Annotated in this window: 22 protein-coding genes and 1 riboswitch; all 22 genes read right to left on the bottom strand. The window is 49.1% G+C overall.

Translation table 11 applies throughout. The features are described from left to right. Positions 1 to 12: 12 nt before the first annotated feature. The 22 genes from QOZ98_RS05490 to speB all read right to left on the bottom strand — a co-directional run bounded on the left by QOZ98_RS05490 (position 13) and on the right by speB (position 22,924). The gene (locus QOZ98_RS05490; protein ID WP_308786486.1) at positions 13 to 1,152 is read right to left on the bottom strand and encodes an acyl-CoA dehydrogenase; all 1,140 of its coding nucleotides are present in this window, start codon (positions 1,150 to 1,152) and stop codon (positions 13 to 15) included. 15 nt (positions 1,153 to 1,167) lie between these two features. Continuing rightward, a complete protein-coding gene (locus tag QOZ98_RS05485; RefSeq protein ID WP_308786485.1) occupies positions 1,168 to 2,304 on the bottom strand; it encodes an acyl-CoA dehydrogenase in 1,137 nt (378 codons plus the stop codon). A gap of 17 nt (positions 2,305 to 2,321) precedes the next feature. Continuing rightward, complete coding sequence (locus QOZ98_RS05480; RefSeq protein ID WP_308786484.1) at positions 2,322 to 3,173, bottom strand: 3-hydroxybutyryl-CoA dehydrogenase; 852 nt, start codon at positions 3,171 to 3,173, stop codon at positions 2,322 to 2,324. A gap of 2 nt (positions 3,174 to 3,175) precedes the next feature. After that, entirely contained in the window at positions 3,176 to 4,369 is a 1,194-nt protein-coding gene (locus QOZ98_RS05475) for an acetyl-CoA C-acetyltransferase (RefSeq protein ID WP_308786483.1), read from the bottom strand. A 226-nt stretch (positions 4,370 to 4,595) separates the two neighbouring features. Beyond that, positions 4,596 to 6,731, bottom strand: a complete 2,136-nt coding sequence (locus QOZ98_RS05470) for a (Fe-S)-binding protein (RefSeq protein ID WP_308786482.1) — start codon at positions 6,729 to 6,731, stop codon at positions 4,596 to 4,598. 276 nt (positions 6,732 to 7,007) lie between these two features. Continuing rightward, the gene (locus tag QOZ98_RS05465) at positions 7,008 to 7,685 is read right to left on the bottom strand and encodes an alpha-ribazole-5-phosphate synthase (RefSeq protein WP_308786481.1); all 678 of its coding nucleotides are present in this window, start codon (positions 7,683 to 7,685) and stop codon (positions 7,008 to 7,010) included. After that, a complete protein-coding gene (locus tag QOZ98_RS05460; protein WP_308786480.1) occupies positions 7,675 to 8,157 on the bottom strand; it encodes an ECF transporter S component in 483 nt (160 codons plus the stop codon). Before QOZ98_RS05460 ends, QOZ98_RS05465 begins: the two co-directional genes overlap by 11 nt. Before the next feature lies 1 nt (position 8,158). Next, complete coding sequence (locus QOZ98_RS05455) at positions 8,159 to 8,749, bottom strand: cob(I)yrinic acid a,c-diamide adenosyltransferase (RefSeq protein ID WP_308786479.1); 591 nt, start codon at positions 8,747 to 8,749, stop codon at positions 8,159 to 8,161. 76 nt (positions 8,750 to 8,825) lie between these two features. Further along, complete coding sequence (locus QOZ98_RS05450) at positions 8,826 to 9,218, bottom strand: bifunctional adenosylcobinamide kinase/adenosylcobinamide-phosphate guanylyltransferase (protein ID WP_308786478.1); 393 nt, start codon at positions 9,216 to 9,218, stop codon at positions 8,826 to 8,828. Further along, positions 9,170 to 9,754 carry a histidine phosphatase family protein gene (locus QOZ98_RS05445; RefSeq protein ID WP_308786477.1) on the bottom strand — a complete coding sequence of 195 codons (585 nt, stop codon included), beginning with the start codon at positions 9,752 to 9,754 and terminating at the stop codon, positions 9,170 to 9,172. The genes QOZ98_RS05450 and QOZ98_RS05445 overlap by 49 nt, the downstream gene beginning before the upstream one ends. Further along, complete coding sequence (cobS, locus tag QOZ98_RS05440) at positions 9,727 to 10,497, bottom strand: adenosylcobinamide-GDP ribazoletransferase (RefSeq protein ID WP_308786476.1); 771 nt, start codon at positions 10,495 to 10,497, stop codon at positions 9,727 to 9,729. Before cobS ends, QOZ98_RS05445 begins: the two co-directional genes overlap by 28 nt. Next, positions 10,494 to 11,951 carry a cobyric acid synthase gene (locus tag QOZ98_RS05435; RefSeq protein WP_308786475.1) on the bottom strand — a complete coding sequence of 486 codons (1,458 nt, stop codon included), beginning with the start codon at positions 11,949 to 11,951 and terminating at the stop codon, positions 10,494 to 10,496. Before QOZ98_RS05435 ends, cobS begins: the two co-directional genes overlap by 4 nt. Before the next feature lie 4 nt (positions 11,952 to 11,955). Continuing rightward, the gene (locus QOZ98_RS05430; protein ID WP_308786474.1) at positions 11,956 to 12,504 is read right to left on the bottom strand and encodes a bifunctional adenosylcobinamide kinase/adenosylcobinamide-phosphate guanylyltransferase; all 549 of its coding nucleotides are present in this window, start codon (positions 12,502 to 12,504) and stop codon (positions 11,956 to 11,958) included. Next, positions 12,486 to 13,565, bottom strand: a complete 1,080-nt coding sequence (locus QOZ98_RS05425; RefSeq protein WP_308786473.1) for a pyridoxal phosphate-dependent aminotransferase — start codon at positions 13,563 to 13,565, stop codon at positions 12,486 to 12,488. The genes QOZ98_RS05430 and QOZ98_RS05425 overlap by 19 nt, the downstream gene beginning before the upstream one ends. After that, entirely contained in the window at positions 13,552 to 14,505 is a 954-nt protein-coding gene (gene cbiB, locus QOZ98_RS05420) for an adenosylcobinamide-phosphate synthase CbiB (RefSeq protein WP_308786472.1), read from the bottom strand. Before cbiB ends, QOZ98_RS05425 begins: the two co-directional genes overlap by 14 nt. After that, positions 14,502 to 15,968, bottom strand: coding sequence for an adenosylcobinamide amidohydrolase (locus tag QOZ98_RS05415; protein WP_308786471.1), 1,467 nt, complete (start codon positions 15,966 to 15,968; stop codon positions 14,502 to 14,504). Before QOZ98_RS05415 ends, cbiB begins: the two co-directional genes overlap by 4 nt. A gap of 2 nt (positions 15,969 to 15,970) precedes the next feature. Continuing rightward, positions 15,971 to 16,963: a FecCD family ABC transporter permease gene (locus QOZ98_RS05410; RefSeq protein ID WP_308786470.1), complete on the bottom strand. Its 993-nt coding sequence runs from the start codon at positions 16,961 to 16,963 to the stop codon at positions 15,971 to 15,973. Then, positions 16,956 to 17,933 carry an ABC transporter substrate-binding protein gene (locus QOZ98_RS05405; RefSeq protein ID WP_308786469.1) on the bottom strand — a complete coding sequence of 326 codons (978 nt, stop codon included), beginning with the start codon at positions 17,931 to 17,933 and terminating at the stop codon, positions 16,956 to 16,958. The genes QOZ98_RS05410 and QOZ98_RS05405 overlap by 8 nt, the downstream gene beginning before the upstream one ends. 188 nt (positions 17,934 to 18,121) lie before the next feature. Further along, positions 18,122 to 18,308: riboswitch (cobalamin riboswitch) on the bottom strand. Positions 18,309 to 18,354: 46 nt separating this feature from the next. Next, a complete protein-coding gene (gene argS / locus QOZ98_RS05400) occupies positions 18,355 to 20,016 on the bottom strand; it encodes an arginine--tRNA ligase (RefSeq protein WP_308786468.1) in 1,662 nt (553 codons plus the stop codon). Beyond that, positions 20,013 to 20,423 carry a DUF1934 domain-containing protein gene (locus QOZ98_RS05395; protein WP_308786467.1) on the bottom strand — a complete coding sequence of 137 codons (411 nt, stop codon included), beginning with the start codon at positions 20,421 to 20,423 and terminating at the stop codon, positions 20,013 to 20,015. The genes argS and QOZ98_RS05395 overlap by 4 nt, the downstream gene beginning before the upstream one ends. 167 nt (positions 20,424 to 20,590) lie before the next feature. After that, entirely contained in the window at positions 20,591 to 21,088 is a 498-nt protein-coding gene (locus QOZ98_RS05390) for an antibiotic biosynthesis monooxygenase family protein (protein WP_308786593.1), read from the bottom strand. 963 nt (positions 21,089 to 22,051) lie between these two features. Then, positions 22,052 to 22,924, bottom strand: coding sequence for an agmatinase (speB, locus tag QOZ98_RS05385; RefSeq protein ID WP_308786466.1), 873 nt, complete (start codon positions 22,922 to 22,924; stop codon positions 22,052 to 22,054). Position 22,925: the final 1 nt, after the last annotated feature.

Raw genomic sequence — 22,925 nt, 5'->3', positions numbered from 1 at the left:
GCAACCCTCCGCTTATTTCGTGACCATCCGGGAAATAACCAGACGCTGAACTTCCTGTGTGCCTTCGTAGATTTGTGTAATTTTCGCGTCGCGCATAAAGCGTTCGACCGGGTAATCTTTCGTGTAGCCGTAGCCGCCAAATACTTGAACCGCTTCTACTGTCACTTTCATTGCCGTATCGCCAGCCATCAATTTCGCCATCGCAGACTCTTTGCTGTAGGACAGCTTGTTCGACTCAAGCCAAGCCGCCTGGTATGTCAACAAACGGGATGCTTCGATCGAAGTTGCCATGTCCGCCAATTTGAATGAAATCCCTTGGTTGGCCATGATTGGCTTGCCGAATTGCTCACGCTCTTTCGCGTAGTCAATTGATGCATCAAGCGCTCCTTGTGCAATGCCGACCGCTTGTGCTGCAATGCCGTTGCGTCCGCCGTCAAGCGTCTGCATCGCGATTTTGAAACCTTGGCCAAGTTCACCCAGGACGTTTTCTTTTGGCACGCGGCAGTTGTCAAAAATAATTTCAGTTGTCGGGCTTGAGCGAATGCCCAGCTTGCGTTCTTTTTTGCCGACCGAGAAGCCTTCAAAGTCTTTTTCAATGATGAAGGCTGTTGTGCCTTTATGCTTCGATTCCGGATCTGTTACTGCGAATACGATGTAGATGTCCGCAATTCCGCCGTTGGTGATAAAAATCTTTGAACCGTTCAAAATATAATGGTCGCCGTCTTCTTTCGCCGAAGTGCGCATCGAGCCAGCATCAGATCCTGCAGATGGTTCCGTTAAACCGTATGCACCAATTTTTGTACCTTCAGCCATTGGGCGAAGGTATTTTTGCTTTTGCTCTTCTGTACCGAATGTGTAGACCGGCCATCCTGCAAGTGAAGTATGCGCTGACAAAGTAACACCCGTTGATGCGCAGACGCGTGACAATTCTTCCACTGCGATGCAATACGCCAAATAATCCGATCCGATGCCGCCATATTCTTCTGGCCACGGAATGCCGGTAAGGCCGAGTTCCGCCATCTTATCAAAAATCTCACGGTCAAAACGCTCTTCTTCATCACGCTCTTCCGCTGTTGGCGCTACTTCTTTATTTGCGAAATCTCTTACCATTTTGCGGATCATTTCGTGTTCTTCAGACAGTTGAAAGTTCATTTTCTATTCCTCCAATTACTTGATTAGTTGTTTGCTGATAACGATTCGTTGGATTTCACTTGTGCCTTCGTAAATTTCTGTCACTTTTGCGTCGCGGAACAGGCGCTCGACCGGATAGTCTTTGGTATAGCCGTAGCCGCCGAATACTTGGATGGCTTCGATGGTGACATCCATTGCCGCTTTTGAAGCAAAAAGCTTCGCCATAGAAGCTTGTTTGTTGCATTCCTTGCCTTTTGAATAAAGGTCCGCAGCGTTGTAGACCAGCAGTTTTGCCGCTTCCACCTGCGTTGCCATGTCTGCCAGCTTAAAGCCGATGCCTTGCTGCTGCGCGATTGGTTTGCCAAATTGCACGCGCTCTTTAGCGTAAGCCACTGCGTATTCGTACGCCGCTTCAGCGATGCCAAGCGCTTGTGCCGCGATGCCGATCCGCCCCACATTCAAATTCGCCATTGCGATGCTGAAACCTTTATTTTCCGTACCTAAAAGGTTTTCAGCCGGTACCCGCATGTTTTCGAAAGTCAATTGAACCGTTTTCGAACCATACAGCCCCATTTTCTTTTCGTTTTTGCCGATAATCAAGCCCGGCGTATCTTTTTCGACAATAAAAGCCGAAATTCCACGGGAGCCTGCAGATGGTTTTGTGGAAGCGAACACGATGTAAGTATCTGCTTCCCCGCCGTTGGTAATAAAGACTTTTGAGCCATTCAACACATAGTCATCGCCGTCCAGGACGGCTTTTGTCTTCAGGCTTGCTGCATCAGAACCTGCTGCGGGTTCCGTCAAACAAAAAGCTCCGAGATATTCACCGCTTGCCAGTTTTGGCACGTATTTCTCGATTTGCTGCTGGGATCCAAAATTGAGGATTGGGTTGGTGCCGACAGACGTATGGACTGACAAGATCACGCCGATTACGCCGCTCGCTTTCGACAATTCGTGGATGGCTGTGATATAGGAAGTGAAATCCATTTCAGATCCGCCGTATTTTTCCGGAGCCGTAATTCCCATCAATCCGAGTTCGCCCATTTTCTTCAGAATGGCGGTTGGAAACTCGCCGTTTTCCATGTTTTCAATAAATGGTGTAATTTCTTCTTTTGCGAAATCACGCACCATGTTGCGCATCATAAGCTGTTCATCTGTATAGTGCAAATCCATTGCGGTTCCCCCTAATATTATGTGTAATCGTAGAAACCGCGTCCGGTTTTTTTGCCGAGCCAGCCGGCTTTCACGTATTGGCGCAATAACGGGCTTGGGCGGTATTTGCTGTCGCCGAAGCCTTCGTGCAGCACTTCCATGATATAAAGGCAGGTGTCAAGGCCGATAAAGTCAGCCAATTGCAGCGGCCCCATTGGATGGTTCATGCCGAGTTTCATGATGTCGTCAATCGCTTCTTTGGTTGCGACACCTTCCTGAAGAGTGAAAATCGCTTCGTTGATCATTGGCATCAGGATGCGGTTTGCCACAAATCCTGGAAAGTCATTTACTTCCACTGGCGTTTTCGACAGCTGCAACGTCATTTCTTCCACTTTTTTATAAACTTCGTCCGAAGTTGCCAAGCCGCGGATAATCTCCACTAACTTCATCACCGGTACCGGGTTCATAAAATGCATGCCGATTACCTGTTCCGGACGATTCGTGACTGCCGCAATTTCGGTGATTGGCAGGGATGAAGTATTGGTTGCCAGAATGGCATGCTTTGGCGCCACTTCGTCCAGTGTTTTGAAAATGCTGTGCTTGATGGCCATGTTTTCGACTGCCGCTTCGATAACGATATCGACATCATGTGCATCTTTTAAATCAAGTGACGGCGTGATGCGTCCAAGGACCGCTGTTTTTTCCTCTTCCGTCATGCGTCCTTTTTCGACATTGCGGGACAAGTTTTTTGTGATGGTTCCAATGCCGCGCTCATATGCTTCTTGTTTCATATCATTCAATTTCACAGTTAATCCTGCCTGCGCACAAACCTGTGCGATGCCGGAACCCATTTGTCCCGCGCCGATGACCATTACGTTTTGAATCGACATGCTTATTTTGCCTCCTTAGGAACTTCAATCATGATGGCGTCGCCTTGTCCGCCGCCCGAGCAGATGGCTGCGATGCCAATGCCGCCGCCGCGGCGTTTCAACTCGTAAGCCAGTGTCAGGATAATGCGCGCACCACTTGCCCCAATTGGGTGTCCAAGTGCTACAGATCCGCCGTTGACATTTACTTTTTCAGGATCTAGATTGGCGATTTTCGAGCTCGCGAGTGCGACTGCTGCAAATGCTTCGTTAATTTCGAACAAATCGATGTCATCCAAAGATTTGCCGGTTTTTTTCAATAGCTCGTTGATAACAATTCCAGGCGTTTCCGGGAACCGGTGCGGCTCGATGGCCACTTCTGTGTGAGATAAAATATGGGCCAGCACTTTTTTTCCTTCGCTTTGCGCGCGCTCTTCGCTCATCAATACGAGTGCCGCAGCCCCATCATTGATGCCAGGCGCATTTCCAGCGGTAATCGTGCCGTCTTTTCCAAAAGCCGGCTTCAGTTTCGCAAGTGCCTCTATTGTGGAATTTGCACGCGGCGCTTCGTCCACATCAACTGTGATTGGATCTCCTTTGCGCTGCGGAATGTCGATAGCGACGATTTCTTCTGCAAACAAATCTTTCGCTTGGATAGCGCGTTCATGCGAACGGGCCGACCACTCATCTTGCGCTTCGCGCGTCAAGTTAAAATCTTCAGCCGTGGAGTTTCCGTAAGTCCCCATATGGACCTTGTCGGGATGGAACGAGCAGGACAACCCATCATGCACCATGCCGTCAACGACTTGAGCATCTCCCATGCGCAATCCCCAACGTGCTTTTGGCATATAGTAAGGTGCGTTGGACATGGATTCCATGCCGCCTGCTACAATCACTTCTTCATCACCTAGGCGGATGATCTGGTCTGCCAAGGTAACGCTGCGCATGCCGGATGCACAGACTTTATTAATAGTTTCAGATTTGACGCTGTAAGGAATGCCTGCTTTTGACGCTGCCTGACGGGAAGGGATCTGCCCTTGCCCTGCCTGCAAAACGTTGCCCATGATAACTTCCTGAACATCTTCCGGTTGGATCGCTGCGCGGCTCATTGCCGCTTTGATCGCTTCCGCTCCCAGTTCACTTGCGGTCAAGGTGCTCAAACTTCCCCCGAATTTACCGAATGCTGTACGTGCCCCATCGATGATGACTGTTTTTGCCATGATAATTTTTCTCCCCTTTGCGTTTTTTGTAAACGGTTTCAAATACACTAAAAAAATATAAACACTAAGTTTTATACATTTCTATAAAGCTCGAATTGATTGACTGAACGCTCGCTCGGTTTTAATGCAAAAGAAAAGGGAGCACTTTACTCCCTTTCTTTTTTCTTCTTATGCTATTATTCTACTCAATTTTCTGTTATTAAGCAATTATTTATTGTCAGGAGCTTTATTGGACAACTTCTTCGGGCATTGGTGTTTCATTGCCAAGAACCGCCATCTCCAATAGCTCTGCAACGTCGTAAGTTCCAACTTGTTCTTCGACTTCCTTGGCTTTCGTGCCATCTGACAGCATGGTCAGGCAGTACGGGCAGCCGGAAGAAATCATCGTCGGATTAACTTCGAGTGCCTGTTCGGTACGGGCAACGTTGACGCGATGGCCTGCATCTTCTTCCATCCACATCATTCCGCCGCCGGCTCCACAGCACATTCCGTCCTGCCGGTTACGAACCATTTCAACCAATTCCACACCTTCGATTGCTTTCAATATCTCGCGCGGTGCGTCATAAACATCGTTATAGCGGCCGAGGTAGCAGGAATCGTGGAACGTGATCCGTTCGTTAACCGGGAATTGCGGTTTTAACTTGCCCTCCTGGACCAAATCGAACAGCATTTCCGTATGATGGTAAACTTCGGCTTCAAAACCGAAATCCGGATATTCGTTTTTAAAGATATTGTAGGCATGCGGATCAATCGTGACGATTTTCTTGATTTCCGCTTTTTCGAACTCTTTGATGTTGCCCGTCGCCAGTTCCTGGAATAGGAATTCGTTGCCGAGACGGCGCGGCGTGTCTCCTGAGTTCTTTTCTTTATTGCCGAGAATTGCGAATTTCACACCGGCTTCATTCATCAGGCGAGCAAACGACAAAGCGATTTTTTGTGATCGGCTGTCAAATGAACCCATTGAACCAACCCAGAAAAGGAACTCGAATTCTTCTCCTGCTTTGTTCATTTCTTTCACTGTTGGAATGGAGATATCCGGACGTGCATCTCTCCAGTTTTCTTTTTCTTTGCGGTTAAGGCCCCAAGGATTGCCCTGCTTTTCGATGTTGGTCATCGCTCGCTGAGCATCTTTGTCCATTTTCCCTTCCGTCATTACCAAGTAACGGCGAAGGTCGATAATTTTGTCCACGTGCTCGTTCATAACCGGACATTGGTCTTCACAGTTACGGCATGTCGTACATGCCCAGATCTCTTCTTCGGTGATAACGTCTCCGATCAGGCTCGGGCTGTAAAGTTCGTCGATGCTGACCCCTTCAGCACCGGCAGCCATTGCCAATTGGTTTCCTTGCGTATTGTTGAATGCCATTGCCGGCACCCAAGGTTTTTTCTGTGTCATGACTGCACCGGTATTGGTCAAGTTGTCACGAAGTTTCGTAATCAGATCCATCGGCGACAGCATTTTTCCTGTTCCCGTTGCCGGACACATATTGGTGCAGCGGCCACATTCTACGCAAGCATAGAAATCGATCATCTGTCCTTGATTGAAATCGGTGATTTTCCCGACGCCAAATGATGGCATGGCGTCCGGATCTTCTTCGTCTTCCATTTCTTCAAAGTTGATCGGCTTCAAGCGGCCGACATGGTCGACTCTGTGGAACCACGTATTGACGGGTCCAAAGATCAAGTGGGCGTGCTTGGATTGCGGTACGTAAACCAGGAATGTCAGAAGGAACAACAGATGCGCCCACCACATGACGTAGAAAATCGTCACAACTGCAGCTTCAGGCATCCAGGCAAATGCACCAGCGACAAGCGAAGCAACCGGTTCGGTCCAAGTAGCTTCGTGTCCATGCCAAATCATGTTCATTCCGTTTCCGACAAGCACCGTCACCATCAACCCGCCGATGAAAATAAGCACAAGCCCTGCTTTCCAACCGCGCTTCAAGCGGACAAGCTTTTCGATGTAACGTCTATAGAACGCCCAAATCACGGCTACCAAAATCGTCAGCGTGACGATTTCCTGGAAGAACGTAAAGGCCGGGTAGAGCGGGCCTAGCGGCAAATGTGAATCCGGTGATAAGCCTTTGATAATAAAATCGATGGCGCTTGCCTGAACAAGCAAGAAGCCGTAGAAGAACATAACGTGAATGGTTCCGCTCTTCTTATCTTTCATTAATTTCTTTTGTCCAAAAACATTGACCATGACTTTACGCAGACGCTCGTTGAAATTTTCTTCAAACTCGACTTTTTTGCCGAGCTGGATAAAATCATATCTCGACTTCAATAAATAGAGGAAGAGATAAATGGCGTAAGCGGTTACAGCTATGAATAAAACCCAGTTTGCAATCAGCAATGGCTCCATCGCGATATCCCCCTTATGTGTGTAGATTCTAGAAATTACTTACCCAAAGTTTACGTGAACAGCAACAGCTTGTCGATACTATGTTCTATATTAAAATATGAATGAGCATTCAGTCAACCTATATTTAGAAAGGATTTTAAAATAAAAGCCCTTTACTTGTTGCGTTAGAGGCACATTGGTAAGCGTTTACTGAAAGAAACTCACTGAACAGCGGCTTTGCTCCTTCTTTCCGCAAACGAAAAAAACATCACCCAAAGAATGGATGATGCTCTTCCTCTATTTAAATTCCATCAGAAAAAGATTTTTCCCGAAATAACGCTGCGCTCGTTCTTTGTTTGCCGGATTCACGCCAAGGAGAACACAAGTTGCCGGGCCTCCCGAACAGTTCAGGTCAAGATCCGCTGAAACTTCCACGTGCCTGTCCATCAATAAGGCGGCTTCCTGCGCGATTCCTTTCGAACCAACCGGCCATATGCGCTCAATAACAGCTGAGTCGAAGGCTTTCCTGATGAGTCCCAGATCGGCTATTTGGTCTGTCTTGGTCAGAACTTCTTCTCCGACAAGCGGGACTCCGTAGACAAACCAGCGCAGAGATTCAGCTGGCGCCAGATCCCTATTCTGCTTGCCGATCATCGTCACGGCAATGCCGGATTGCAGCGTCGGCATATTGGTTTCCGTACTACCGGAAATCGGGGGAAGCACTGTCTCCGCTTCAGCGAAAAGTTCAGTAAGTCCTGCCAAATAGGCATTCCATTGCTCGACACCGCTGAAATTATGGAGCAGCACTGCCTGCGGTTCGCTGCCTGCTGCCCATTGTTCGAGCAGCGCGACCCGCGCCGCAAATTTAGCTGTGATCGAATCGGGAGCGTACACAACATCCTGCAGTTTTTCACCGATTGCCGCTGAATTATCTGAAGTAATGACGAAGCCGTCTATTAACAGTTCATGACGCATGCAGTGAACCTCCATGGACTTTCAACACGTAGGGCATCAAAAGAGCCGCAACTCCAGCATTAATGGAAGCAGCAATCACAAGAGCCGGAACCGAGGCATAGAAAAATGCCGGCGACAACAGAAAATAAAACGGTACTGCCGCAAGCACTCCGTTGCCGATAATGAACGCCGGCCATTTCAGCCAGCGTTTGTCGGCTTGGTGCAGTTTTGCAAACAGCCACACTACTGCCCACATCTCAGCTGCAATAATCAAGTGAAATGGCCCAAGGGGCATGCCGCCGAATAATGCCGAAATCAAATGGCCAAATGCCGCAATGGTTCCAGCAAGCGGCGCTGAAAAGAACAGCACGGCAACTAGTGCCGGCATCGAGTCGAGCGCGATGGACGCGATGCCAAGTGGAATCTTAATCATGCCCCCGATTGCGGATAAGCTGACGAATAATGCGGCAAGCGCCAGTTTTCTGGTCGTCATCCTATTCCACCGACTTTTTGCTGCGGCCGCCGTTCTTGAACACCTTGGCACTGCGCACATATTCGTTGTCCGGCACCCCGGCACGTGAATTGACGACACGCGATGCGGCGAACAAATAATCAGACAGACGGTTCAAATAGCGTTGGACAACGAGCGGGAAATCTTCTCCAGATCTCATCAAAGTCACCGTTTGGCGTTCAGCACGGCGTGTAATGGTACGCGCAATGTGCAGCGTCGCAGCTGCCGGAGAACCTCCCGGCAAAATAAACCGTTCGAGCAATGGCGGTTCCTCCATCAATTGATCGATGCGCTGTTCCAGTACCTCGACTGGCCCCTCTGTCATTTTGTAATTGGGTTCTTTCCGGACATCAGCCAAATCGCCGCCGCAGTCGAATAATTCGTTCTGGATGGCTTCTAAATCTTCCAGCAAATCAGCGTACTTGTCTGGTGCCAGTTCGGTCATTGCCTTGCCGATAAATGAATTCACTTCGTCGATGGTGCCGTAAGCTTCTACGCGCGGCGCATCTTTATCCGTGCGCGCTCCGATCAAACTCGTCTGCCCTTTGTCTCCGGTTTTTGTGTAAATCTTCATCTTGATCCGCCCCTTTTCCTGTACTTTGACAGACAGTAAATGCGCTGTCTTTAAAAGTCTGTATGATTCATTTCTGTCACTTTATCTTTTGTGGAATGCCATACCAAATTCGCGTAATGCGTTTAGCTTCGGCGAATAGGAATTGATACAACCTGCCGAGAACGTCGCGCATTTCGCGCTCGATCCGTTCGGTCGGCACGATGCCGCGATTCAAATCTGTTAAAATCCAAGTTTGCTGAGTTTGTTTTCCACGCACGATGCTTTTCACTTGCTCCATCAATTGTTGTTCTGAAAAACCTTGTTCGAGCTGCTGTCTCACCCAATGCTCCAAACCGGCAATGACGATAACTCTTTGCGCTTCTTTCTGATCAGGCAGCCGCCCTTCATTCCAGTCGGCTTCCCGATCTTTCAATTGCTCTCTCACATATTGCCGTTTGCCGTTAAAGGCTCCACCGAAAACGATGTGCATAATGCCCGCTCCTCGAACGCTTGCCGGCTTTGCCACGTCAGCGTGTGGCAGCCGCCGTGCAGCGCAGTTTGATCTTGAAACCTTTCACCCAAGGCTTTGGCAATCAGGTAGCGGATTGGCCCTCCGTGCAGAACCAGTGTAACTTCCTGATTTTCCGGAAGTTTCCGGATGCCGCGTTCGACACGCTCCGCCATTTCCGTGAGGCTTTCACCGCCAGGCGGTTTGATGTGCCAAGGGTCATCAATCCAGCTTCGATACAGTTCGATGCCTTTCAGCTCCTCATAGGTTTTCATTTCCCATTGGCCAAAATGGCATTCCCGCAAATCACGGTTAGCCCGGTAGACCGCATTCGGAAACAGCACAGCTGCCGTTTGCCGGCAACGCTTCGAATCACTGCCCATGACCATTTCCAACTGCAGGTTCGGCACTGCGTCAAAAGGCAGAATTGCTTCGTCGGTCCAGCCAACGTAACGTTTTTGCTGATTGCCTCTAGTCGGAGCATGCCGTATTAAACGAAGAACAAAAGACTCGTCCATAGTAAAATTTCCACTCCTTCCACATAAGCACCAAACAAATCGCCCGTCACTCCGCCAAAGTTCTTAAGGCACCATGTGCGGTAGAGCCAAAGCGAAACGAGCAGCAGCACCAGCAACATGCATGCCAGCCAAATGCCGGCAGCCCAAACCACTCCAGCCAAAAGGATGCCCATAAAGACCGTTGCAGTCAGCCGCAGCGTCCGCTGGTCTGACCGTTGCTGAAAAAATGCGGCCAGTCCACTTGGCTTTGCAGGAGAGGTTGAACTGAACAGGGCCAATAAGCCGATTCTCGATAGTATTGGAATCATTAATACCAAAATCAATGAAATAGTATCAATAGATTCAGCAATGATTATAATTTTACCGACAATCGCCACCAGCAAAACCATGGTCCCAAAAGCACCAATCCGCGGATCGCCCATGATTTCTAAACGCTTTTCCCTGTCCTGATAAGAAAAGTAAGCATCCGCCGTATCTGCGAGTCCGTCTAGATGCAAGCCGCCACTCAGCATCACACCGATACCGACAACGGCAAAGCCAATCAGCAGTGAACTGCTGTCGGTCGTTTCGCGCAACAGCCATGCCGATGCTGCCAGCACACTGCCAAAAAGCAAACCGAGTATCGGCAACATCGCATACATTGCGGTAATATGAGATTTTTCCATCGGCAATTGCTTTTTCACCGGAATCACCGAGAAAAATTGAAGCGCCAGTAAAAATCCTGTTCCCAGGTGCCGGTTCATTGGTCCGCCTCCATAATTTGTTCGACTTTTTGCCAGTCCAGATGCTCTTTCACATGTTTGGCCCAGCGGTCAAAAGGATCGGTTACGGTTTCTGGCAATGATTCCGGCAAGTTCTTTTGTTTCCGGATTGGTGCTAGGAATGCGTTGCGGCAACGGGGATCACGGAAAAACCCGTGCAGATGCGTCCCCAAAAGCCGATCATGAAAATAGCCTTCTGTAAAATCTTCGCTTTCAATGAGTGGATAGGCGGTTCCCGTGACGACGCCGTGATGGATTTCGTAACCTGCCACCTTTACCTCCGTATTTGGAAACTTAACTATGCCACTCGTTCGTTGGACAACTTTCTGTTTTTCAAAATGAACGTGCATGTTTTGCACCAAACCAAAGCCAGCTTCTTTTTCGGCTTTAGTGCCGTCATAGCCTTCCGGATCGGATAAAGTGTCAGCAAACATTTGAAACCCTCCGCATAAACCGACGATCCAGGTGCTTCCCTTCAATGCTAGAAGTTTTATTTCTAGCCCCTGCTCCTTCCAGTAACGCAGATCCGCAATGGTGCTTTTAGTGCCTGGCACCAAAAGAATATCCGGTTGTCCGATGTCTTCGACCGTTTCTGCCCAGCGTATGGTGACATCCCGCTCGTTCAGGAACGGTTCGACATCCGTGAAGTTTGAAATATAAGGATGCCGGCAAATAACCAGTTCAATCGCATTTTCAACACCGGATACCCGCTGCACCGCCTGAACACCAAGTGAATCTTCCTGCTCGATTTCGTGGCTGGGCAGATGGGGAATGACGCCCAGCACCGGAATGCCCGTATAGGATTCCAGAAAACGGATGCCATCTTCAAAAAGCCGGATATCACCGCGGAATTTATTGATAATCAAACCTTTCACCCGTTCGGGCTCCGGCATCAAAGCGAGTGTTCCCACAATCGACGCGAACACGCCGCCCCGTTCGATGTCGGCGACTAGAATGACCGGCACATCCGCACGACTTGCGACCGCCATATTGACCAGCTCCCGGTCGTTCAAATTGACTTCGGCAGGGCTGCCAGCCCCTTCGATGACGACATGAGTAAAGTCTTGAGCCAAATTTGCCAGCGCCTGATCAATTGCGGCCAGCCCTTTTTCGTAAAACTGTACACGGTAATCCATGCCATCCATCGTCTCCAGCTTTTTGCCGAACAACACCACCTGAGACTTCATGTCACTTTCAGGTTTCAGCAAGATTGGATTCATGTTTACCGTTGCCACCGTCCGCGCCGCTTCTGCCTGAACACCTTGCGAACGGCCTATTTCTTCTCCCCATATGGTTACATACGAATTGTTCGACATGTTCTGGGATTTAAAAGGCGCCACTTGGAGTCCCTGATCAGAAAAAATGCGGCAAAAAGCTGTGCAAATCATGCTTTTTCCAACATCTGAAGCAGTTCCTTGAATCATTATTCCGCGCATTTTTTCACTTCCTTCTGAATGCCAGACCGTTTTCCATCTCGATGGCCTGGCCAGCTTGCTGCACGAGCCAAATATGGATGCGCCCGAGCCAGCTCTGATAAAGTTCGTCGCGCACGAAGTCGTCCAGCACTTCGTTCGAGACGACCGCCAATACATCGACCGTATCCAGCATTTCAAGAATGGTTTTTTGCAGGCTGCTCCATTTCATTTCCATGCAGCCTGGTATTTCAGCGCACATGCTGCCCTTTTCCCAACCCTCGTAAAGTTCATTGGCGAGCCAGGTTGTCACGCAATCCCAAAGCACTAAATCATTTGGCTGGAGGTTCTCTAAAACTCTGTCCATCCGATAAGCTTGCTCTACTGTATGCCAGCCATCTTCCTGCCGATCTTGCCGGTGGCGTTCGATCCGCTCTTTCATTTCTTCATCATGTGCTTGTCCACTCGCCAAATAAACTTTCCGTCCACTGCCGGCAGTACGCACAAGTGATTCGGCATAAGCACTTTTGCCGCTGCGGACGCCGCCGCTGATAAAAATTAGTTCGCCTCGAGCCATTTCGCAATCGCCTCCCGAAGTTTTGCCATGTTTCCCCTTGATTTCATGCCAATTCGGAACCACTTTCCGTCCATTCCCTGAAATGATTCGGTATGCCGCAGGACGATTCCTGCCTTCAGCAGATCTGTGAAGAATTCAGCGGATTGGTCCGGATCCGGCAGTTGAAACGTTAGGAAATTAACGGCAGAATTGCTTGCACGGCAATTGTTTTCTGAAAAAAACCGCTCCATTTTCAGCCGTTCTTCCGAGGCGGCTTTAATGATTTTGCTGCGGTATTCCGACTCCTTTAAAAGATCCGCACCGATTGCAGCCGATAAGGCATTGACGTTCCAATGCGCTCCTCCGTGTTTCAGTTGTTCAACCGTTTGGCTTTCGCTGATCACATAGCCAAGGCGCAGTCCAGGAATGGCGTACATTTTAGTCATCGAACGGACAATGATCACGTTCGGAAACTCTTCCAAAAACGGCATAAAGGATGCCGATTCCCCAACAAAATCGATAAACGCTTCGTCGATGACGAGTTCGCACTCGTGCTCCAGGCAAATCTGCGCCATTTCTCGCAGTTTATCTAAATCCAGCAAAACACCGGTAGGATTATGAGGGTTGCAAATATACAGCGCAGCACATCCTGGAACAGCCATCCGAACATCTTGAACCGACAACTGCCAACAGTTTTCAGGCTGCAGCTGAATCGCTTGGATTTCGACATGTTCCGCTTCCAAGGTTTGGCGGTATTCTGAAAACGCCGGTTCCACCAGCACGACCCGTTTATTGCGGTATCTTCTGGCCAGCCAAGTAAATACTTCAGCGGCACCATTAGCGGCAGCGACTTGGTTGGCTCCAACCCGGTGAAACTCGGCAGCTGCAGTGCGAAAAGGCTCACCGTCCGGATCTGGATAGGAAGCAACTAATTCCAGCAGCTGCGGCCACCGCTCCGCAAGAAAACCAGGAGCTCCGAAAGGATGGACATTTTCGCTAAAATCCAAAATTTGTTCAGGAGGGTTGATACCGGCCTGTTCGTATAGGCGCAGTGGATTGGCTCCATGATTAGGCAATTCCAAACAAAATTCCTCCTATCGCGAATAAAATAAAAAAGCCGGTTGTGACCGTCTGCATATGGGTGATGGTTTCCGTAATATGCCGGGCTTCCAGCGGATAAACCGGCGTTCCCATCTGCGCGCGGTGCGACTCGACTCCACGGTAGCTGTTCCATCCGCCAAGCTCGATTCCCAATTGCACGGCTGTTGCTGCTTCCAACCAGCCGCTGTTTGGGCTCGGATGCTTTGGTGCATCCCGCAGCCACTCCGCCAAACGCTGACGCAAGGTGAGTGACCGGCTGTTTTGGGTCATCACCAAAATCAAAAAGCCCGTCAGGCGGCTCGGAATGAAATTCAGGACATCATCCGCTTTTGCTGATGCATAGCCGAATTGTTCAAATTCATCGTTCTTGTAGCCGACCATTGAATCAAGCGTGTTGATGGATTTATACAGCCATAATCCTGGTGCGCCCAGCAAAAAAGCCCAGAACAGCGGCGCAGTCACGCCATCGCTGGTGTTTTCCGAAACTGTCTCCACGACGCCCCGAGTGACTTCGCTTTCATCCAACCTCTCAGTATCCCTGCCAACAATCCAAGACAACTTTTCACGTGCCAGTGCCATGTTTTTATCCACAAGCGGATTGTAAACATCCAACGCTGCATCTTTCAGGCTCTTCTGTGCAAGCCCTGAGGCAATCAGCAAGGCTTCAACGGCAATTCCTAAGAAGATATTCACTGAATAGGCAAGCGAAACAATCGAGTATACTATCAAAAACACACCAAGTGCAATCGTACCAAGCAATAGAAAACCATTGCGAAAAGCATTCGGCCTATGATTCCATCGTTCGGTCAGCCTGCGGATTGCGCTGCCAATCCAGCGAACCGGATGCGGCCAATTTGGCGGATCTCCAACAATTCGATCAATGACTAAACCTAGAGCAATTGCCATAAGATGCGAAATCATACGCTTTTTGCTTTCGCCATTTGATAGAGTTTGAGCGCTTCAATGGTACATTCGAAAACACCGACACCGATCAATTTCCCAAGCTCAGTAATTGGACCCGCGTAAGGCAGGTGTTCGCCTTGCTGCGTTGCTGCTACTAGGCAACTGTCGGTAGATGTTCCGGTCGCAATCGTTCCCGTCAGCGGATCTTTGATTTGCTCCTGCTGAAGTGCTTTCGTTTTGGCTTCGGTCGCGGTAATCATTGCCTGAATAAAGGCTTCATCTGACAAAATACCATTGACTAGGATCCATGTATTGATGGTGCCGACGCGAAGCGTACGCTCAACTGCTTTCGAAACATCCACACCATTTCCGGCGCCTGCGGTTACAGCAATTACCACGGACCCGAAAGGACCCTCATATTCTTTGACGATGGCGTCCTGGGTTTGGACTGCGGTCATCATTCCTACCGTATCCGTTGTCTTCAGACCACTTTGTTCAATAAACTCGGACATTTCTTTAACGCTGTCGTTGATGTTGTAAAAAGCATCCACATGCCGGTTCATGAAATTGCGGAACCAGCCCGAACCCGCATTGACGACTGCCGACGATACAGTTTTTAACGGAATGGGACTTTGATAAAGCACCATCCCATCATTAATATCAAATTCTTCGGCACGAATGCGGACGCTTGCGGATTCACGTTCCACTCCCGGCAATAATGTGATCTGCGGCTTCGGCAATTCCGGGTGCGGATGATTGCTGACACGGGTGTTGTATACCATCTCGATATCGCGTTCCCGCACCACTTCGTGCGGTTCACCAATGCGGACGACGCTCCCCGCATCCAGCAGCAGCAACTGGTCACAATACATAGACGCCAGGTTGATGTCGTGAAAAATAGAAACAATCGTCAAGTCTTTTTCAATGGCCTGCTTTTTGATGGTGTCGAGCAATTCTTTCTGGTGGTTGATATCCAAATGGTTGGTCGGTTCATCCAATAGCAGAATGCCTGCATCCTGTGCCAACGCCTGCGCCACAAAGACGCGCTGCTGTTCGCCGCCCGACATCCGATCAATTTGAGTCTTCTCGTAATGGCTGATGTCCATTAGGCACATCGCTTCCACAACAGCCTGCTCATCTTCTTCTGACCAGGAAGAAAACCAGCCGCCTTGATGTGGATACCTGCCAAGCGACACCGTTTCCCGGACCGTATGAGCAAAAGCATGGGCATGCAATTGGGGCAATACCGCCATTTTTCTCGCCAATTCTTTTGCAGGAAAATCTGCGATCGATTTGCCGTCGATCTGAACTTCTCCACTTGCTGCTGGCAGCACCCCGCTAATCAGTTTCATCAAGGTTGATTTGCCGCTGCCGTTCGGTCCCAAAATACCAAGAATAGAGCCTTTATTGACAGTAAAGGATACGTCTTTCACAATGTTTTTATCGCCATAGCCGCCTGTTAATCCAGTTATTTCAAGCATGGTCAAGCCCCTCCTTTGCGTTGTCGGAAAAAGATGAAGGCAAATACCGGCGCCCCGATAAATGCAGTAATGACTCCGATCGGCAATTCAGTTGGTGAAATGATGGTTCGCGACACCAAGTCACAAATGATCAACAAAGCCGCTCCATTAATAAATGACAGCGGCAAAACATGCCGATGGTCCGAACCCCAAAGCAGGCGGGTCATATGCGGAACAACCAAACCGACAAAGCCGATGGTGCCGGAAACCGAAACAGCTGCTCCCGTCAAAACGGATCCGCCAATCAATATGGCCATTTTGCTCTTTCTGACATCCACACCCAAATGCTGTGCACGTTCTTCACCGAACAACATGGCGTTCAACTCACGTCGCTTCAGCCACAACACGAACGAACCGATCAATACGAATGGCAGCGCCATCCGCACATATGGCCACCCACGCATCGACACACTCCCCAAAAGCCAGCCGATGATTTGGCGCAGCTCTTCCCCGGTTAACGCAATCATCAGAGAAATAATGGAGCCGAGAAACGAACTGAAGATAATCCCAGTCAATATGACGGTTTCCATTTTCATGGAGCGATCCACCAGCTTGGCAAAGCTCATGACAGCGAGCATCGTCAGCAGCGCTCCGATCATGCTCATGACCGGCAGCGTGAATGGTCCCAAAAATGGAATGGTAATGCCAAAAAAGAGCGTCATCACAGCGCCGACGGAGGCACCGGAAGACACTCCCAGGGTGTAAGGATCGGCCAATGGATTTTTCAGAAGCCCTTGGAACGCAGCACCGGCAATTGCCAATGCTGCACCGACAAGTCCGGCTAAGATGACACGGGGCATGCGGATATTCCATAAAATATTGGCAGCTGCCTCATCCGATGAAGGATTCCACAGCACGACCGGTGATATCGATACCGTTCCGACCGTCACCCCAAGCAAAACAGCTCCTGCCAAAATCAGCAGAGAGACGCTGTATGCTAAAACATTTTTACTCATTGAAAACCTCAGGATAAACAGCCTGCGCCATTTCCATCAGCCCTTCCGATAAACGTGGGCCTGAACGGGTGAGCATATCCGAATCCAGGTTGTAAACGGCGTCTTCTTGGACAGCAGTCACTTCCGCAAAGCCGCTTCTTGATTTGATCAAATCAACTGCGCCTTCAACATAGCCGCCTTCTGTCGTAATAATGACGTCCGGATTAGCTGCAACAATGGCTTCCGGGTCCATACTGACCCAGCCTTCCAAATCGCCGGCAACATTTTCAGCATTGATGAGCGTCAGCATTTCGTCCATGAATGTACCGCTTCCTGTCGTAAAGATATCTGGCTGGCTGCCGACTTCCAAAAAGACGGTTTTCGGCTCTTCAATTGTACTTGCCAATTCCTCGATTTCTGACACTTGAACTTCCATTTCTGAAACGAGGCTTTCCGCCTCTTCCATCGTGCCTGTCGCTTGCGCGATTACCGTGATGGAATCATAAACTTCTTCAAAGCTGACTGCATTATTGACGACAAATACTTCGACGCCAGCATCACGCAATTGCTGCAGCCCTGCGTCCCCAACACCGAGTCCAGATTCATGTGCAAGCACGAGGTCCGGCTGAAGGCTGATGATTTTTTCCACATTGAATTCCTGGCCGCCGATTTTCTCGACTTCTGCAGCTTCTTCAGGATAATTATCAAAATCCGAAACGCCGACCATTTTGTCGCCAAGTCCTAATTCGTAGGCAATTTCTGTGTTTGACGGCACCATGGAGACGATTGCTTCCGGTTCTTCTTCAATCACTACTTCATCCCCGACCGCATCTGTTAAGGTCACCGGATATTCAACTTCTGCCACTTCTGTTGGCGGCTCTGCTGGTGTTTCAACGTCCTGTTCTTCTTCAGGCGCTGCCGTTTCTCCGCATCCTGCCATTAAAACCGCGGCCAATCCCGCGGTTGCTCCAAACTTCCAAATCTTCTTCATGAATAAATCCCCCTTGATGGTTGTATCGTTTAAGTTGGCAGTAAGGTATGGTACTTCTTTAAATCGCATACCAGGCGAACGATCTAAAAATCACTTCATTCAACATAAAATCCCCCGCAGCAAACTGCGGGGGATGGAAAGGACGACATAAAAAAGCATGTGCATCCAGCCTTTCCTCGCAGGCGTTTGGGTGTGTTGTCATAAAGGCAGGTCTCCTGGCTTGTGGTCGTCGGTTTCTGCACCTTCCCAAAGCATTGCTTCAGTGGCATTTTGCAGATTCCTCTCACATACAGTGGCGGGACCGCGCCGGAATTGAACCGGCTTCCCTTTTAACTCATGTTCTTAGACATAAGCACCTTTATGAATCGTTATCATATTCTATTTGTTGTCTTCATTATACACATAAATGATTGTCTGTCTCTTACATTTTTTCTGGAGCTGCGACGCCTACTGTTTTCAATGAGTTGGCCAACGTCGTTTTCACAGCTGTGATCAATGCCAGGCGCGCACTTGTCAGTTCAACATTGGACGCGTCCAATACTTTATTGGCGTTGTAAAAGCTATGGAAATGAGATGCCAGTTCATGGATGTATGTTGTGATGCGATGAGGTGCACGCTGTTTGGCTGCATCTGCGATCACCTGCGGGAAATCCCCGATTTTCTTCAATACATCGATTTCCTTTTCAGAAGTCAATAAAGCTAAATGGTCCTGTGAAGCGGTTAAGCCCTGTTCTTCCGCCTGGCGCAAAATTGACGAGATGCGCGCGTGAGCATATTGCGAATAGTAGACCGGGTTTTCGTTGGACTGTGAAACAGCCAAATCCAAATCGAAATCCATATGCGAATCGCCAGAACGCATCGCGAAGAAGTAACGTACAGCATCCAAGCCGACCAGTTCAACCAGCTCGCGCATCGTTACCGCTTTGCCGGTACGTTTGCTCATCTTCATTTTTTCGCCGTCTTTATACAATTGCACCATTTGGATGATGCTGACTTCAAGCGTATCGCGGTCGTAGCCAAGTGCTTGAATCGCCGCTTTCATGCGCGGGATGTAGCCATGGTGATCAGCTCCCCAGACATTGATGAGCTTGTCGAATCCGCGCTGCAATTTGTCTTCATGGTAAGCGACATCGGGCATTAAGTACGTGTATGTGCCGTCATTTTTGATCAGTACGCGGTCCTTATCGTCTCCGAAAGTTGTCGAACGGAACCAAGTCGCGCCATCTTCTTCATAGACATGGCCATTTGCACGCAGTTTAGCCAAAGCATCGTCAATTTTGCCGTTTTTATAAAGAGACGATTCTGGGTACCAGACGTCAAATTCCACACGAAAATCCGCAAGGTCCTGCTGCAGTTTGGCCAATTCAACTTTCAAGCCGTGCTGGCGGAATGCTTCAAAGCGCTCTTCGTGGGTCAAGCTGACGAATTTGTCACCATGTTCTTTGACCAGGTCGTCTGCGATATCTTTAATGTCTTGTCCGCGGTAGCCATCTTCCGGCATACTGTCGCCTTTGCCAAGTGCTTCAAAATAACGCGCTTCGATCGACAATGCCAAGTTGTTGATTTGGTTGCCGGCATCGTTAATGTAATATTCGCGGGACACTTCGTACCCGGCAAGGTCCAGCACATTGCACAACGAATCACCTACGGAAGATCCACGGGCATGGCCCAAATGCAGGTCGCCTGTCGGGTTGGCTGAGACAAATTCCACTTGGACGCGTTCGCCGCCGCCCGCTGTTGAACGGCCATATTCACCGTTCTGCTCCAGGACGGTTTTGATGACATCCAGTAAATAATCCTTTTTGATGGTGATGTTGATAAATCCAGGTCCAGCGATTTCAACTGTCTGAATGTTCGCCGCCTCTTTATCAAGGTTTTCGACAATCGCTTCGGCAATTGCGCGGGGCGGTTTTTTCGCCAGACGCGTCAGCTGCATCGCAATATTTGTGGCATAATCGCCATTGGCTTTGTCTTTTGGTGATTCCAGGCGGACTTCAACCGGTTCGTTCGTCAATTCCGCTTTTTCGATCGCTTCTGCAAATGCTGTTTTTATTGCCTGTTGAACTTTTTCTACTGCATTCATCCTTTAGCCTCCATAAACTGTATTTCCATTTCGTATTCGCCGACATGATCCAAACCCAATGTCAGATCGTAGCGGACCATGAACCTCGTATCGCTGACTGACAGCTCGTGCGCTTTTGTCGTGAGCATGAACGACCCCTGTTCATTTGTCAGATTGCCGGTTTGTTCTTTATGTAATAAAAAAGGGAGCCGCATCTGCAGGCCGCCGCTTCTCATAATCACCGCTTCATCTTCTTGAATTTTGACCGTCGTCCGGATTTCAAGATCGTCCTGCTGTTCTGCGTATTGCAGGTAGCGCAGCTTGTTTTTTTCCGTCAACGTTCCATGAGATTCCAGTACCATCACTTGCTCTTCCATATGCGGCTGACGGATCGTCGTCGTCAGTTTGATCGTCACTGTCTTTTGCATGGCTCTCCGCCTCCCCGTCCTTTGATAACCTTTATATTATAGCTTGACTGGCCTGTTTTTTTCAATGAAGGATTGGCAGGAACTGCAGATTAAACAAAAGACCACACAGTTCGGCATTGGCCGAATCCATGCGATCTTTAAGTATTGCTGTTTATATAGCGAGTTTTTCATCTTGTATAGGTCGTCACAAACGAAGGGCGCGGGAAAATATTCGGACGCTTGTCGATGCCTTCTGCAGTGCCGCGCTTGGCATGTGCCTGGCCATAAGCCTGTGATTCCTGCCAATCTTTAAACGATTGCTCGTCTTTCCAAATCGTCAGGATCGCATATGTATCCGAAGACACCGGACGCAATACGCGGATTGCTGCAAAGCCCGGTTCTTTCTCGACCATTCCGGCGCGGTTCTGGAAGCGTGACTCAAAAAGTTCACGTCCTTCTTCTGTCACCGGAATATTATTGAATACCGCATAGTAGCCGTCGTTGATATCTCCCACAGCATTCAACACTTCATAGGCTTCCGCACCTTGAATCCCCGGGCCGCCTTCAGCTTCATAGAGCAGCACCGCTTCATCGTCATTCACCAAATAGATTAACCGTGCATTTGCCAAGTTCGCCATCAACATTACAGCCTGATCGCGGTGGCCGGTCCATTTATACAATTCCATTGTCAGCACCTCTTCCACTAGTTCGTCCATTCCATCTTACTGCTTTTAATCTTTAGAATCTATTCTGACCATTCTTTATGAAACGCAAAGGAGCTGTCCCATAAGTCCCTAAACTAAAACCGCTGGAGAAAAATCAATGATTTTTCTCCAGCGGTTTTGCTTTGTACACGTTTTTTCTAGATGCCAGCGATCTTTAGGAGATTATTAGGAGGCTTTTTTGTGTTTTATTTGAAAAAATGAATTGATTTATTCCATTAATAGAGCTTACTGTCCAAATTGGCTGAAATACAGTCCAAATACGGAAAATACAGTCCAAACGAATGAAATACAGTCCAAACCCGGCACAATACTGTCCGCGAGCTAAAATACTTTCGGAACAGGGCGCTCATGGACTATCTATTGCATCGGCTACATGGTGTGGAAACACAATCGAACAGCATAAGAAAAAGGGGCTGCCCCTAAAAAGATAAACTGTATGATTTGAATACAAGCTTCTAGCCCTTGTCGGAGCAAACCGCAGCTTCCACTTTTCTTACTGTCTAGCTCCAGCGCCCAGCTCTTTGGGTCATAAGCCAACCCGGCTGTGCGGCAAAGAACGCCGCTTCGCCAGTCTGTCTTATGCCCGTCGAGGGGCCGCAGGATGCGGGTCAGCTAACCGTTGCGACAGGAAGTCGCGATCTTAGGTTAGCTTCTGCTATTGGCTGCCTCCGCTTCTCTTACTGTCCAGACTCCAACGGCCAACTCCTCGGGTCATAAGCCACTCTGACTATGCGGCAAAGGACGCCGCTTCGTCAGATCGTCTTATGCCTTTCGGAGCTGAACGGCCGTTTCCGCTTTTCTTTGTTGTCTAGCTCCAGCGCCCAGATTCTAGGGTCATAAGCCATCCCAACTGCGTGGCAAAGTACGCCACACTGCTGGTCTGTCTTATGCCCGTCGAATCTACATGGGCGCTTGCGCTTTTCTTTATTTAACCCAACCCAAAATCATTTCGCGCATCAGCTTGCTGGCTGTGTTGGCAGTTTGGTCGGAATGATCGTAGACAGGTGCAAGCTCGACGAGGTCAAAGCCGACAACGTTGACGCCTGATGCTGCAATCGCATGGATCGAAGCCAGCAGTTCGCGGGATGTGATGCCGCCTGCGTCGACCGTGCCAGTACCCGGTGCGTGCGCAGGGTCCAAAACATCCATATCAATCGTTACGTAAACATTACGGCCTTCAAGAGTCGGCAATACTTTTTTCAACGGCTCAAGCACTTCAAATTTCGAAATGTGCATGCCTTGCTCTTTTGCCCACTCAAATTCTTCTTTCATGCCTGAGCGGATGCCGAATGAATACACATTTTTTGGTCCGATATGGTCCGCAATTTTACGGATCGGTGTGGAATGGGAATATTCCTCGCCTTCATAGTTTTCACGAAGGTCCGTATGTGCATCAAAATGGATGATGGCTAAGTCGTCGTATTTGCTGGCGACTGCTTTCATAACCGGCAATGACACCAAATGTTCGCCGCCCATGCCCATTGGGATTTTATTGTCAGCCAACAGTGTATGAACGTAAGTTTCGATTTCAATCAGGCTTTTTTCCGGATTGCCGAATGGCAATGGAATGTCGCCTGCATCAAAAAACTTTACATCCCCCAGCTCGCGGTCCAGATACGGGCTGTATTCTTCCAGTCCGATCGACACTTCACGGATTTTGTTTGGGCCAAAACGGGATCCTGGGCGATAGCTGACCGTCCAATCCATTGGCATGCCGTAAAGAACGGCTTTCGATTCTTCGTAATTCGGATGGCTTTTGATGAATACTTTTCCTGAGTAGGTCTCGTCAAATCTCATA

It is taken from the genome of Planomicrobium stackebrandtii, from assembly GCF_030814955.1.
Taxonomy (GTDB): domain Bacteria; phylum Bacillota; class Bacilli; order Bacillales_A; family Planococcaceae; genus Planococcus; species Planococcus stackebrandtii.
Note: the sequence above shows the minus strand (reverse complement) of the source record. Positions and strands in the feature narration are given on the sequence as shown.

Bases quoted from the DNA above. Each gene is read 5' to 3' on its own strand.
- cbiB (WP_308786472.1), bottom strand. From the start codon at position 14,505: ATGATTTCGCATCTTATGGCAATTGCTCTAGGTTTAGTCATTGATCGA.
- QOZ98_RS05450 (WP_308786478.1), bottom strand. From the start codon at position 9,218: ATGCACATCGTTTTCGGTGGAGCCTTTAACGGCAAACGGCAATATGTG.
- QOZ98_RS05475 (WP_308786483.1), bottom strand. From the start codon at position 4,369: ATGGCAAAAACAGTCATCATCGATGGGGCACGTACAGCATTCGGTAAA.
- QOZ98_RS05415 (WP_308786471.1), bottom strand. From the start codon at position 15,968: ATGCTTGAAATAACTGGATTAACAGGCGGCTATGGCGATAAAAACATT.
- QOZ98_RS05390 (WP_308786593.1), bottom strand. From the start codon at position 21,088: ATGGAATTGTATAAATGGACCGGCCACCGCGATCAGGCTGTAATGTTG.
- QOZ98_RS05395 (WP_308786467.1), bottom strand. From the start codon at position 20,423: ATGCAAAAGACAGTGACGATCAAACTGACGACGACGATCCGTCAGCCG.
- cobS (WP_308786476.1), bottom strand. From the start codon at position 10,497: ATGAACCGGCACCTGGGAACAGGATTTTTACTGGCGCTTCAATTTTTC.
- argS (WP_308786468.1), bottom strand. From the start codon at position 20,016: ATGAATGCAGTAGAAAAAGTTCAACAGGCAATAAAAACAGCATTTGCA.
- QOZ98_RS05465 (WP_308786481.1), bottom strand. From the start codon at position 7,685: ATGCGTCATGAACTGTTAATAGACGGCTTCGTCATTACTTCAGATAAT.
- QOZ98_RS05485 (WP_308786485.1), bottom strand. From the start codon at position 2,304: ATGGATTTGCACTATACAGATGAACAGCTTATGATGCGCAACATGGTG.
- QOZ98_RS05430 (WP_308786474.1), bottom strand. From the start codon at position 12,504: ATGGCTCGAGGCGAACTAATTTTTATCAGCGGCGGCGTCCGCAGCGGC.
- QOZ98_RS05410 (WP_308786470.1), bottom strand. From the start codon at position 16,963: ATGAGTAAAAATGTTTTAGCATACAGCGTCTCTCTGCTGATTTTGGCA.
- QOZ98_RS05435 (WP_308786475.1), bottom strand. From the start codon at position 11,951: ATGCGCGGAATAATGATTCAAGGAACTGCTTCAGATGTTGGAAAAAGC.
- QOZ98_RS05470 (WP_308786482.1), bottom strand. From the start codon at position 6,731: ATGGAGCCATTGCTGATTGCAAACTGGGTTTTATTCATAGCTGTAACC.
- QOZ98_RS05490 (WP_308786486.1), bottom strand. From the start codon at position 1,152: ATGAACTTTCAACTGTCTGAAGAACACGAAATGATCCGCAAAATGGTA.
- QOZ98_RS05405 (WP_308786469.1), bottom strand. From the start codon at position 17,933: ATGAAGAAGATTTGGAAGTTTGGAGCAACCGCGGGATTGGCCGCGGTT.
- speB (WP_308786466.1), bottom strand. From the start codon at position 22,924: ATGAGATTTGACGAGACCTACTCAGGAAAAGTATTCATCAAAAGCCAT.
- QOZ98_RS05460 (WP_308786480.1), bottom strand. From the start codon at position 8,157: ATGACGACCAGAAAACTGGCGCTTGCCGCATTATTCGTCAGCTTATCC.
- QOZ98_RS05455 (WP_308786479.1), bottom strand. From the start codon at position 8,749: ATGAAGATTTACACAAAAACCGGAGACAAAGGGCAGACGAGTTTGATC.
- QOZ98_RS05445 (WP_308786477.1), bottom strand. From the start codon at position 9,754: ATGGACGAGTCTTTTGTTCTTCGTTTAATACGGCATGCTCCGACTAGA.
- QOZ98_RS05480 (WP_308786484.1), bottom strand. From the start codon at position 3,173: ATGTCGATTCAAAACGTAATGGTCATCGGCGCGGGACAAATGGGTTCC.